At 50.7% G+C, this 12432-nt stretch carries 10 protein-coding genes; 8 read left to right on the top strand and 2 right to left on the bottom strand.

Annotated features, from left to right (window positions below; genetic code table 11):
- Positions 1-4 precede the first annotated feature (4 nt).
- The 4 genes from ACFSUF_RS01635 (at position 5) to ACFSUF_RS01620 (ending at position 2941) form a co-directional block, all read left to right on the top strand.
- Positions 5-775, top strand: coding sequence for a thiazole synthase (locus tag ACFSUF_RS01635; RefSeq protein ID WP_377599456.1), 771 nt, complete (start codon positions 5-7; stop codon positions 773-775).
- A gap of 82 nt (positions 776-857) precedes the next feature.
- On the top strand, positions 858-1700 hold the full coding sequence (gene thiD, locus ACFSUF_RS01630) for a bifunctional hydroxymethylpyrimidine kinase/phosphomethylpyrimidine kinase (protein ID WP_377599454.1): 843 nt from the start codon (positions 858-860) through the stop codon (positions 1698-1700).
- A gap of 77 nt (positions 1701-1777) precedes the next feature.
- Positions 1778-2413, top strand: a complete 636-nt coding sequence (thiE, locus tag ACFSUF_RS01625; protein ID WP_377600207.1) for a thiamine phosphate synthase — start codon at positions 1778-1780, stop codon at positions 2411-2413.
- Between the two features lie 213 nt (positions 2414-2626).
- Positions 2627-2941 (top strand): hypothetical protein, encoded by a 315-nt coding sequence (locus ACFSUF_RS01620; protein WP_377599452.1) that lies wholly within the window; start codon positions 2627-2629, stop codon positions 2939-2941.
- 420 nt (positions 2942-3361) lie between these two features.
- Here the strand turns inward: ACFSUF_RS01620 and ACFSUF_RS01615 are convergent, their stop codons facing one another.
- The gene (locus ACFSUF_RS01615) at positions 3362-3976 is read right to left on the bottom strand and encodes a PH domain-containing protein (protein WP_377599449.1); all 615 of its coding nucleotides are present in this window, start codon (positions 3974-3976) and stop codon (positions 3362-3364) included.
- A 158-nt stretch (positions 3977-4134) separates the two neighbouring features.
- On the opposite strand from ACFSUF_RS01615, the gene ACFSUF_RS01610 reads away from it, so the two are divergent.
- The 4 genes from ACFSUF_RS01610 to ACFSUF_RS01595 all read left to right on the top strand — a co-directional run bounded on the left by ACFSUF_RS01610 (position 4135) and on the right by ACFSUF_RS01595 (position 6586).
- On the top strand, positions 4135-4584 hold the full coding sequence (locus ACFSUF_RS01610; RefSeq protein ID WP_377599448.1) for a MarR family winged helix-turn-helix transcriptional regulator: 450 nt from the start codon (positions 4135-4137) through the stop codon (positions 4582-4584).
- A 107-nt stretch (positions 4585-4691) separates the two neighbouring features.
- On the top strand, positions 4692-5642 hold the full coding sequence (locus ACFSUF_RS01605; protein WP_377599446.1) for a ring-cleaving dioxygenase: 951 nt from the start codon (positions 4692-4694) through the stop codon (positions 5640-5642).
- Positions 5639-6247, top strand: coding sequence for an alpha/beta hydrolase (locus ACFSUF_RS01600; RefSeq protein ID WP_377599445.1), 609 nt, complete (start codon positions 5639-5641; stop codon positions 6245-6247). The genes ACFSUF_RS01605 and ACFSUF_RS01600 overlap by 4 nt, the downstream gene beginning before the upstream one ends.
- 99 nt (positions 6248-6346) lie before the next feature.
- Positions 6347-6586: a WGxxGxxG family protein gene (locus ACFSUF_RS01595; protein ID WP_377599443.1), complete on the top strand. Its 240-nt coding sequence runs from the start codon at positions 6347-6349 to the stop codon at positions 6584-6586.
- A gap of 137 nt (positions 6587-6723) precedes the next feature.
- Here ACFSUF_RS01595 and ACFSUF_RS01590 read toward each other — a convergent pair whose 3' ends face one another.
- Positions 6724-12150, bottom strand: coding sequence for a S8 family serine peptidase (locus ACFSUF_RS01590; RefSeq protein WP_377599442.1), 5427 nt, complete (start codon positions 12148-12150; stop codon positions 6724-6726).
- Positions 12151-12432 lie beyond the last annotated feature (282 nt).

The raw sequence follows: 12432 nt of genomic DNA, 5'->3' as shown, positions 1-12432 counted from the left end.
TATCATGTTGCAAATCGGTCATCACTTATTTCAGTCCCGCTTGCTGCTGGGTACAGGGAAATTTCCAAACGCGGCGGTGCAAAAGGCAGCCGCTGCAGCGTCCGGGTCGGAAATTCTAACGTTTGCGGTGCGGAGAATGAACATTTATGAGGGGAGTCAGCCGGATCTGCTGGAGCAGCTGGATATATCCAAATACAAGCTGCTGCCAAATACGGCGGGGGCCAAAACAGCGGAGGAAGCGGTCCGCATTGCGGCACTGGCCAAGGCATCGGGCTTATGCGATATGGTTAAGGTGGAAGTGATCGGGGATGACCGGACGCTGTATCCGGACCCGGTGGAAACGCTGAGGGCATCGGAAATGCTGCTCGGGCAAGGCTTTATCGTTCTTGCTTACACTTCCGACGATGTGGTGCTTGCCCGCAGGCTTCAGGACCTGGGCGTTCATGCGATTATGCCTGGCGCGTCGCCGATCGGCTCCGGTCAGGGGATTATCAATCCGCTCAACCTTAGCTTTATTATCGAGCAGGCTACCGTCCCTGTCATTGTGGATGCGGGCATCGGCGCGCCTTCGGATGCGGCCAAGGCGATGGAGATGGGAGCTGACGGCGTGCTCTTGAACACGGCGGTCAGCGGTGCGGGCGACCCGGTCCGAATGGCGGCGGCGATGAAAATGGCTGTGGAAGCGGGACGCATGTGCTATGAAGCCGGGCGGATTCCGGTGAAGCGGTATGCGTCGGCCAGCAGTCCTTTGGATTCGGCGAAGCTGCCAGTGTAGGCGAGGAATGAAGGGGACGGAAAACGGTAATGAAAGCCCCGCCCCCCAATTCATCTTGAAAGCGAGTGGAGGAGAGACTGCCGTGACAATTTGTAAAGCTCTTACCATTGCGGGTTCCGACAGCGGCGGAGGTGCAGGTATTCAGGCGGATCTAAAGACATTTCAGGAATTGGACGTTTTTGGGATGAGTGCCGTGACCGCCGTGACAGCCCAGAATACATTGGGCGTTCATGGGGTGTATCCGCTGGGGGCGGTAGCCTTGATTGCCCAACTGGATGCGGTTGGTACGGATTTGCAGCCGGATGCTCTAAAAACGGGGATGCTTTTTGACCAGTCTTGTATAAAAGCAGCTGCGGATCGTATTCGGCATTATCGTTGGAGGAATGTAACCGCGGACCCGGTCATGATGGCAAAGAACGGCCAACCGCTTCTACAGCCGGATGCGGTGAGGACAATGATCGAATTGTTGTTTCCTCTATGTACACTCATCACGCCCAATCTTCCGGAGGCTGCAGCACTTACGGGTATGAAGGACATTTGCGGGATGGACCGGAAGCGGGAAGCTGCCCGGCGATTGCATGCGATGGGGCCAACCTATGTTCTGCTTAAAGGGGGACATGATGAGTCCGACCCTTCGGTGACTGACTTGTTGTATGACGGAGAAGCTTTTATAGAATTTAGCGGTACCCGCATTTCAACCCGCCACACTCATGGAACCGGCTGCACGTTGTCTGCTGCGATTACCGCCGAACTGGCCAAAGGTGCCACTGTACCGGCTGCCGTTGCAACGGGAAAAGCCTTCGTTCAGGCCGCCATCGAGGACGCCCTGCACATCGGTGCGGGCCAGGGCCCTACACATCATGGCGCGTTTCGGAGAAGGCTGCAAGAGGGAATTGTTGAGCAGGGAGTTGAAAGCATATGTTGACAGATCCAACGAAGGAAAGCAACTGTATCGTGGAACACACTTTACCTGAGTCACACTCGCATGAGCGCGTGCGATTGATGCTGCAATTGTACTTTGTCGCAGGCACGCCCGACTGCCCGGGCGGAGACCTCGCCCGGGTGCTCGCGGAAGCGATCCGCGGCGGCATCACCGCGTACCAGTTCCGCGAGAAAGGCCCCGGCGCGCTGCACGGCCGCGCCCGGTTCGAGCTCGCGGCGCAGCTGCGCGAGCTCTGCGCCAGCGCCGGCGTTCCCTTCATCGTCAACGACGATGTGGAACTGGCGCTGGCGCTCTCGGCCGACGGCGTGCACGTCGGCCAAACCGACGCCCCTGCGGCTGAAGTCCGCCGCCGCATCGGCGCCATGCTGCTCGGCGTCTCCGCACACGACGCCGGGGAAGCCCGCCGCGCCGCCGCAGACGGCGCGGACTACCTTGGCGTCGGGCCGATGTACCCGACCGCCACAAAGCTGGACGCCCGGACCGTTCAGGGCCCGGGCGTCCTGTCCCGGCTGCGCGAAAGCGGCCTGATGCTGCCGATCGTGGGGATCGGCGGCATCACCGCGGCCCGTGCCGCTGCCGTGACAGGGGCGGGAGCCGACGGAATCGCCGTCGTCTCCGCTATCAGCCGCGCCGCGGATCCGTTCCGCGCGGCGCAGCAGTTTAGCACACCGGGAAGTTTAGCTTATAGAGATTGACTTTTGTTCCACCATCGCCATAATGAGGACATAAGAACCGGCTTGCCCTCAATAACCGCATCGGATGTGACACTTTTGACCAGCAAAAAGCCCCGTCGGCCTAAAAGAAACGAACTGTTGCCGTATTTACCCAATACAATCTCTGCAGAACAAGTGACTGAAATGAAAAAGACCGCTGTTTGTGCACTTACCGGCTCTCCGGAGGGCGTGACTTTGGATCATTTCATTCCCGTGGCATGGGGGCATGGCGGGCATTACCCGGGCAACATCTATTTCGTTAAGCGTGAATTGAATATGTTTAAATCGAATCTGAATCCGTTCAAATGGATCAAAAAAGTTTCCCTACACAAAAACATCCCTCTGACGGGATGGGACTTATTGGTGAGGACATTGGCCGAACAAAATGAAGTAACTGTTAAGGAATTCAGGCAATATGTAAATTGGTGCGAGAAACATAAACGGACAAAAGAGATGCTTATGTCGGACCCGCGTCCCTCGCTTGAATTATGGAGGGAAACCTTAAACTGATCCGATTAGGGAACCCATAGGAGAATTTATTGACTCACATACAAAAACCGTCCCCGGCGATAAACACAAAGAACGGTTTCAATTTAACAGCAGTTCGGTATTAGATTAGGCCAGTCATTCTGATTTACAAGCATATGCAGAGATAGTCCGCAACCTGGCGCCAACCTGGGCGGACTATTTTCGTTTATTCAAGTACGTTAACAACGCGAGAATGAACATTCCCATCATCATTACTTCCCCAAAAGTAAACGTCATAGGCATCACCTCCGCTATGGAGGCGACCTTTCCCACCCAAGTTCATTGTGCAACTCTATTATATCAGACACACGGCTAGAATTACTCTATCTATTGAATCGCTCAACAAAACAATGGCAGTCAGGAGCATATCATTTCACCTCCCGACTGCCTTTATAAATCTATTTACCTTCCAATATATCGCTCAAACACAAACCCGTAATCTTTCAAATGATACTGCTTCCGCGCATCCGTCAACCAGTCGAAGGCCGCCTGATTCAGCGCTTTGAACTGTCCTGCCAAGTCAACTTCTTTCGGTGTTCCGCGGCCTAATGCAGTGGAGGCGAGATTCAAGCTTTGACCTGCCTGGTTCAACGCAATCTCGTTCTCATGGCTGATTTCGGCAATCCGCAGCAGCGATTTGTAGATGTCCTTAACGTCTTCGATGAACTTCTTATGCACATCGATGGAGTAGGCTATGCCGCCCATGCTGAATTTCAGCTCTACGTCCAGGTCTACTGTACCGGCCGTTTCCATCAGCACATTGGAAATCGGATGCGTGCTGTAGCTCAGTCTGCGAAGCGTGCGCTTCTTGCTCATAGCACTGGTGCCGTCCAGGTGAATCAAAGCGAGATTGGTGAAGCAGTACTCATCGGTTTTAGACTTAATCAGAAAATAAATCTTCTCCTGATCTTCATGCATCACATAGTCGTCAGCGTCTACTTTGTTGTAATCCTCCGGTTTAATTACACTTCCCACATCACTTAAACCAAGCATATCCGCCGCTACTTTACCGAACAAGAACATCAGCCTCTTTCTATTTGGAATTACAAATAATACGATCGGCTCTGTCATTAAGTTTCATGATACGGGGCGCGAATAACTGCTTGACAAATGCCTCCCAATGATTTATCTTTAATTCAAGATAATCATTTAACAACGCTTGGAGGCAGAACAACGTGTCCCACCATTTGGATTCAGATCCCGCACAATCGCTGAAGCTGTTCGTTATTTTGTCAAAAGCTTACAAGACTTTAATGGACCAAGCGGTCCGGGATATGAAGCAGTATGGTCTTTCCCCGTCTGAATTTACAATACTGGAAGTGCTGTATACGAAGGGGAGCATTCCGCTGCAGCAGATTGGTGACAAGATTCTGATTACAAGCGGCACTATTACTTACAACATCGATAAGCTTGCGGCCAAAGGGCTGCTTCGCCGGGTGCCGTGCCAGGAGGACCGCAGAGTCACGTTTGCGGAAATTACGGAGGAGGGGAACCGGCTGTTCGATACGATTTTTCCCCAGCATGCCGGCCGCCTGCATTCTTTGATGCACGGACTTTCACCGGAGGAGAAAGATGCAGCAATGATTTTGCTTAAAAAGCTGGGCAAAGGGGCTGCCGAAGGGTAGCTCATCATCTTTGGCCCAATATCTTGAATTAAAGATTTTTAATTGCCGTAAAAGAGTATTTTGGACCCGAATGGGAAAATTAAGAAAAAGTGCAGGAGGAATTTAGGATGTCATTACAAACCGCAGGAATTCATCACATTACCGCTTTTGCCCGCAATCCGCAGGAGAACGTAGACTTTTATGCAGGGGTGCTGGGACTTCGCCTGGTGAAGCAGACGATCAACTTTGATGCGCCGGAAGTGTATCACTTGTATTTTGGGGATGAAAAAGGAAGCCCGGGAACGATCATCACGTTCTTCCCATGGCCGAACTCCCGCAAAGGGCGGATCGGCGGCGGCCAGGTCGGCATTACAACTTACATTATTCCGCCTGGCTCGCTGAGCTTCTGGGAAGACCGCTTGAAAAAGCTGGGTGTGTCTTACAGCAGAGCTACCCGTTTTGAGGAAGTATATCTGCAGTTTGCGGACCATGAAGGGCTTCGCCTGGAGCTGGTTGAGCGGGAGGAAGGACCGGCCAGCACGTGGTCTTTCGGAGGCGTGCCTGCCGAGAAAGCGATCAAAGGCTTCGGCGGAGCCGTGTTGTTTAGTACGGAACCTCAATCTACTTCCGATACGCTGGCAAATCTCCTGGGTATGGTGAAAGTGGGCGAAGATGTAGGTTATGCGCGGTATCAGGCGCAGGGGGAGATCGGCAACCGGATCGACGTATCGCTGACCCGCATGCCGCATGGCAGCGGCGGGGCAGGCACAGTGCACCATATCGCATGGCGCGCCAAGGATGACGCACAGCATGCCGCATGGCGTGAAACGGTTGCAGGGTACGGCTTCCAGCCGACACCGATTGTAGACCGCCAATACTTTAATGCGCTGTACTTCCGTGAAGAAGGCGGGATTTTATTCGAGATTGCAACGGATCCTCCGGGCTTTGCGAAAGATGAAGCGCCTGAAACGCTGGGCGAAAAACTGATGCTGCCGGAATGGTTCGAGCCGCACCGGGAACAAATTAAAGCCGGATTGGAGCCGTTCGTAGTCCGCGTGCTGGAGGGGGATAAAGCATGATTCATCTGTTCGAAAAAGGGAGCGATCCGTCCGCACCGACACTGGTACTATTCCACGGCACAGGAGGAAATGAGCATCAAATGGTTCCTTTAGCGAAAGAATTCAGCCCCGGTTCCTCGGTGCTGAGCCTTCGGGGGAACGTACTGGAGAACGGCATGCCTCGCTTCTTCCGCCGCTTGGCGGAGGGCGTGTTCGATGAAGCGGATCTAATTTTCCGAACGCAGGAAGTGAAGGATTTTCTGGATCAGGCGGCTGTGGAGCATGGCTTTGACCGCGACAATCTGGTGGCGGTGGGCTACTCTAACGGTGCCAATATCATTGGCAGCCTATTGTTCCATCATGAGGGTGTGCTGAAAGGGGCCATCCTTCATCACCCGATGGTACCTCGCCGCGGCGTCGCGATTCCTGAACTGAAGGGACTGCCTGTCTTCATCGGCGCGGGCACGAACGACCCGATTTGCCCTCGCCCGGAAACGGAGGAGCTGACCGGATTGCTGAGCGATGCAGGCGCTGATGTGATGCTGCATTGGGAGTCGTTCGGGCACCAGTTGACCAACTCGGAAATAGACACTGCTGTTCAGTGGTTCCGGAAGAATTTTGCGTAAGGGCTTTGCTGTGATGAATGGCCTGTCTGTTTCACTATTTTTCCATAGGGGTACTTATAGACAGGACGGAAAACATTACATCACGAGGAGCTGAAGATCATGTTTAAAAAAGTAAAGATTACTTGTTTAACACTGCTTGTAGCTGCCGCGTTTAGTTCAACTGCTGCTTTTGCGGCACCGGAGAATCAGGCTGCGCCTGCTTCATCCACGCAATCCACCAACGCGACAGACAACGATGACGGTATGGACTGGGGTTGGCTGGGACTGCTTGGTTTAGCCGGGCTTGCCGGATTGAAACGCAGGGATGACGACCGTATTGTGGACCGTGACAGCCATTAATTGAATGTACCGATTAGTGAAAATAAAGACAGAGAGCCCATCTTGACATTCAGTCAAGATGGGCTTTCTTGTGTTCAAATAAACTGTTGTTTCCTAACCTTATTACTTAATGTTCTTACGAAGAATCTTAGCTTCATTTAATCTCTGTTCGGGTGCGGCTTTTTCACTATTATCACATGGGTCGCTTTGCTCTGCGCGCCGTCCTCGTCAGTAACAGTGAGTGTGACGGTGTACGTACCCGGGCGCTTAAATCTTTTGTTGACGTTCACGAGCGAAGAAGCGGTACCATCGCCGAAGTCCCAAGCATAGTTCAGGGTAGTCCCGTCAGGATCGCTGGACCCTGAAGCGCTGAATGCATTATCCTTTAACGAATCTGTCGTGGCCGAAGCTTGGATGACAGCTACAGGGGCAAGGTTCCTGACATATAATTTCCCTAGGGCTGCGGTATCTGTCCGATTGCCGGCCTGATCTACCGCGGATACGGTTATGGCTGCTCCCTCAACTAACAGACTGTTTGGAATAAGGAAGGAGCCTTCGTAATGCCCCGGCGTCTTCTCCGTCAATTTCCAAGTACTAGACATTCCTGAAAGGAGAAGACTTGGCGGGATAGCGACTGAGAACGAGGCTGCAACATCCGGCTCACTGTCGAACGCTACGTTCAGTGTTTGCCCCCTAGCAAGATACAGATCTACTGCAGGTTCTATATTTGTAATTACAGGCTTCGTCGTATCCAACGTAACGGTACGGATGAGGTCGGTCACATTCCCCGCCTGATCGCTGGCTTGAATGGCTATTCGGTTCTCCCCGTCTTTCAAATGGACCTGGGTGCTGAACTTCCCGCCATCGGCTGTTTGGATTGTTTCTCCGTTTATCTTTAGTTCGCCTGGATGTTCGTCATAGGTGGTCCCAGTAACGGTAATCGTACTTTGATTCGTTCGGGTACCTTCAGCCGGTGAAACTAAGTTAATAATGGGAGCTGCATTATCCAAATTGATTGAAACCGAAGCTGAACGCTCACTTACCAGGTCATCGTAGGACAACTCGGCACTGATTTGGTTAAGTCCCGGCTGAAGAGTTACTGGTATGGTCAGTTTTCCATTTACTAAAGCACCAGTCGCCGCAAAGTTCAAACCATTGTAAACATGTGCTGTAACACCTTCCACCGGCGAGGTCAGTGTGACATTCACACTTGACTGATTCGTGACGCGAGGGGATGCAGGATCAGTGATAACAGGCGCATCCAGAGGGTTGAGAACGTTTGCGCGTATCATGTATTCACTATTAGCATTTAATCCCGAAATAAGTCCCCACAAATTGTTATTCCTATCCCAACTTCTTCGTTCTGAAATCTTAGAATACCAAGTACCAAGCCAAGGTGCATCTTCCGAATCCCCAACTTGAATATAAACAATGTAAAACTCACTGGCCATGGAGACGGGTTCAGGGAAAGTAACCGTAGTCAGCTGTTTATTTGGTAGCCCCGTTCCGGTGAATGGCCCGGAAATCATTTTACCTGGTGAGCCATTCGGACCGCTTGCATCCATGAGTGCATATTGGAATTCATATCGTCGAGGCTTGGGATCTTCGCCGTCATCCCTTAACAGGAAAGAAGCACCCGTAACGAGCGTACCTGTTGCTGGCGGTGTGATTCTGAGAGCAAAAGCGTTACCTCCCTTCGCGAATCGGGTACCACCGGAATTCAAACTTCCGTCATCATATTTAATCTCTCCGGGAATACCAGCAAAGGAACCCAATGTAATATCTACTGCAATATCTCTATCCGGAAGCACAGTTACTGGTACATTCTTGATCATATAGTTGTCAGCAAAAACAGCCAGGGTGTAGGTCCCCTCCAAAGCTTGTAAGGTAAACCGACTGGAATCGTCTGTTGTTACCGGACTCACTCGTGCATCTTCCCTGACCATGACGGTTGCTCCGGCAATGGCCTTACCCGTAAGTTTATCCGACACTGTTCCGGCAATCGTGCCGTAAGGTTTGGCTTCTAATTGGAAATCCAGGTTCGTAGTAACACCGTTACCTGCAATGGTAACTTGTTTCGTCTGCGGATAGTAACCGTATGATTCCGCAGTTACTTCATAGACGCCCGCGCTATGAGTGAATGAGAAAGCGCCCGTAATTGGGTCCGCACCTGTTGCCAAACCGGTTTCTCTCAACGTTATGACAGCCTCTACCGGTAGAAATTGAGGCGGATCATTTGCTGTTTCATCACCAGTTGAAAAGGTGACTGACTCTGCAGTCTGTTGACTTGTATCGGCATCAGCTTGAACCGTTTCATCTTCAAGGGAGGACACTTCTGCTGATGTGGGCCTATAGCTGCTGATTTCTGAACTTACTACTGAAGGAATTTTTAGGCTTGGAACAACGTGTGAACTGAAAACTTTGAAATTATCTAGATACCAACCTTCATAGTTACCTCCCTCATCAGAAGTTAGACGATACCGGACCTGCACCTTCTGTCCGGCATACTTTGACAGATTATAAGTTATACTGTTCCATTTATACCCTATTACGTTGTTGTTGTATTTAGCAAGTTGGGCCCAAGTTTTTCCTCCATTATTAGTTATTTCAACTATACCGAAATCACGGTAGCTCTCAATCACATACCATTGGTCAAACGTCAAGGCAACTTCTTTCCTGCCTGTCAGATCCAGTATAGGTGAGATAAGAGATGCGTCCGCATTGCTGGGATAATAACGATTTGGGCTGGATGCCCATGCGTAAGGCGCTGAGACGGCAGTGCTGGGTCCGGGGTAGGCAGGGCTTACACGCTGCCAGAGATCCTCTTTACCGCTATGTGTCCAACCATTATCGTCCGGCCCGTCGAACGAATCTTCAAATAGAATGTCCGGACCGTACACGGTCATGGTTACGCCGTCGGATTTTGAGCTTTCATTCCCGCTGTAATCTATAGAACTTACAGAGTATACGTAAGTATTATTGATGAGTGCTGAAGTGTCCGTATAAGCTTTTGTCTCCACGGTGGCCAATCGTTCAGGTTCAGATCCGCCATACGTTGTACGATACACGGAATAGGCATAAACATCATAATCTTCTGCGGCATCCCAGGTAAGTTGTGCATTTCCGTAGAGATTAGAAGTTCCTTTTAAACCGCCGGGAGCCGATGGCACCGTTTGATCCCGAGTCCGTAAAGCTAGGTCGTCAATAAACCAGCCTGATTTGTTGTGAATAAAATCGGAGGTGAAAGTAAACTTAAGGAATATCCGTTGTCCGGCATATCTCGTAACGTCCAGGAATTTTGTTGTCCAGGCTTTCCCGGTACCCGTTAGGCTAAATTGTTGAACATATTCATAATTAGTCTCTTTACTTGCAATCCAGATCCCTCCAAAATCAAAATCCGTCTCCATATCGTACCAATGCTTAAAGGTAATGAAACCTCCTTCGTCCGACTTGGTTAAATCAATAGGAGGCATAATGATTTCAGTGTTTGTCTGAGGCTCATATAATTTGTTCAGCGAGGTGGACAGCACTTTCTTGCCGGAATAAGCGGTTCGTGGACCCGCAGTCGGGATGCCCCAAGCCCAAGGCGCACCGGACTTGGCCTGAATAGTGAATCCATTCAGATCGGTTTCAAAATCCTGAACATAACCAGGTGTAATCCCGTTAGATACATCTACGTGATAAACCGGTGTTTCAATCACATTTTTACCATAGTCGGTTATCTGAATATAATATTCCAATCCTGCAAGCTGTATCATGGATTTAGGAACTACAGCGGTATAATTCCCGTCTCTTGCGTCGCCGTAAGTACGCTTCATTGGAAAGGGAATATAGGGCTCCGTCCCCGATACGCGTCCGAATACCTGCACAGAAGAGACGCTGATGTTATCTCTAACATTTGCAGTAAGCACGGCTTCTACGTCCTTAAATATGGAAACAAGCGGTGTATGGGTAATTACCGGCACTTGCGTATCTGTTCCCTTCACCATAACGGTTCCGGAGACCTTACCGGCTCCTTCCATTACGGAATTCACAGCTTTAAGTGCATTCACGATGCCGTAGCCATATCCCTGGTTTGGTGAACTGGGATATTCGGTATCCGTCCGAGGCGTTGCTGTGTTCTGCAGCACCTCTTCCAATTGCTCCACAGTCAGCGACCGATTGGCTTGGAGCAGCAGCGCAGCTATAGCTGCAGTATGAGGTGCGGCCATAGATGTACCGCTCCAGCCCCCTTCATAGTACCCTTTAGGAACCGAGGAACGTATATAGACACCGGGAGCTGACACTTCCGGCTTCAGCTCTCCATAGGGAGAGGGTCCCCGCAGGGAGAAATCTGCGAGTTGTCCGTTACTGTCCGTGGCTCCTGTTGCGAACGACTCTGGATAATTTGCAGGATTAGCAATGGAGCCTGCTTCGCCAGTTTCCCCATCGTATTGTGTATTTCCTGCGGAGAATACGGGAAAGATCCCGGCAGCCCGCCAAGCCTCCACCATCGGGCGGAACCACTCATCTTTATCAGATCCGCCGCTCCAGGAGTTGTTTACTATGTCAGGTGCCATCTCGGGATGGAGTCTCCCTTGTTTATCCATGGGAGCAAGCAGCCACTGTGCACCACGCAGGATGGTGGAATCGTATGCGTACGGATCGAACAAACGCAACGCAATCCATTTTGCACCGGGAGCCACCCCGATCTGGTTCTTTCCATCATCTTCAGAACCGACCATAGTCCCCATCGTATGGGTGCCGTGTCCATCTGTATCGATTGGCAATTTATTGTAATTGTCCGCATCATACCAGCTCAGTTCAGGATTCTCAATTTCTCCCCGGGCGTTGTATCCCCGCCATTTACGCTTCAAGGCAGGATGTGTATAGTCTACGCCTGTATCCATGTTAGCCACGACAATGCCAGTCCCGTCAATTCCCTTGCTCCATACCTCCGGAGCCTGAACACGTTTGACGTTCCATTCAATTTCTGAGGATGACGTTCCAATGGAATTTGGATTTAAACTAGACGGTTCCGTTTGGATTGCCTTGTCCAAGTATCGTTTGCGGTCAGGTACGATAGTGAGAATATCGGAACGCGCGGCCAGCTCTTCCATAACCTCCTTTGTCGAGGTTACAGACATGGCATTCACAATGAAGTAGCTTTTAAAATCTTTTACGCCTTTATTGCCCAACTTCAGTTTTGTCAGTTGGTTGTGAATTGGGCTCTGTGTGCGGGAAGCTGTCTCCCTAAGTGTGGTGATGACTGCATTGCGGGCAGATAATTTCATGGCTGCGGGTGTTGCACGGTTTGCTTTTGCTTTACGTTGGGCTTGCAGGGAAACCGTCTGGGGATCCGCCTGTTCTTTCATTTTGATCAGATAGCTTACATAGACCTCATTTTCAAATTGCTTCTTCAATTCCTTGTCTACTTTTGGAACGGGAGGAACGGAACTCTCAGGAGCCTGGTACTGAATGGCGGGGGGATCTAAAACTTGGACCCCTGATGGGGTATCAGCGGCATTAACCGGAAGGGCCAGTGTGAGAGCCAATACGGTAACAATCCCTTTGGACAGCATCTTACGCAGTTTGTATCCGTTCACGAATGTACAACTCCTATTTATGTAATATAATTCCTGATACGTATCGTATCACGTGAGTTGCAGAACGAAAAGGAGATTTTATTGACCTCCATACAAAAAAACGAACCCCCTTGAGTGATACAGAAGAGGGTCGTCTTGCTGCTTATCCCATAGTCATTACTGCCCATCTAATTCAGAAGTACAGTGCTTTATTACCGAGTAAATACCTGGAGGAAGATACTGGAATTGGTCCGTTATATCTATATACCATGATAAGGTTTAGTGTTACTTTAACTTTGATAC

Origin of the sequence: Paenibacillus gansuensis (assembly GCF_042684925.1) — a bacterium.
Taxonomy (GTDB): domain Bacteria; phylum Bacillota; class Bacilli; order Paenibacillales; family DY6; genus Paenibacillus_N; species Paenibacillus_N gansuensis.
This window is presented reverse-complemented; position numbering and strand designations above follow the sequence as displayed.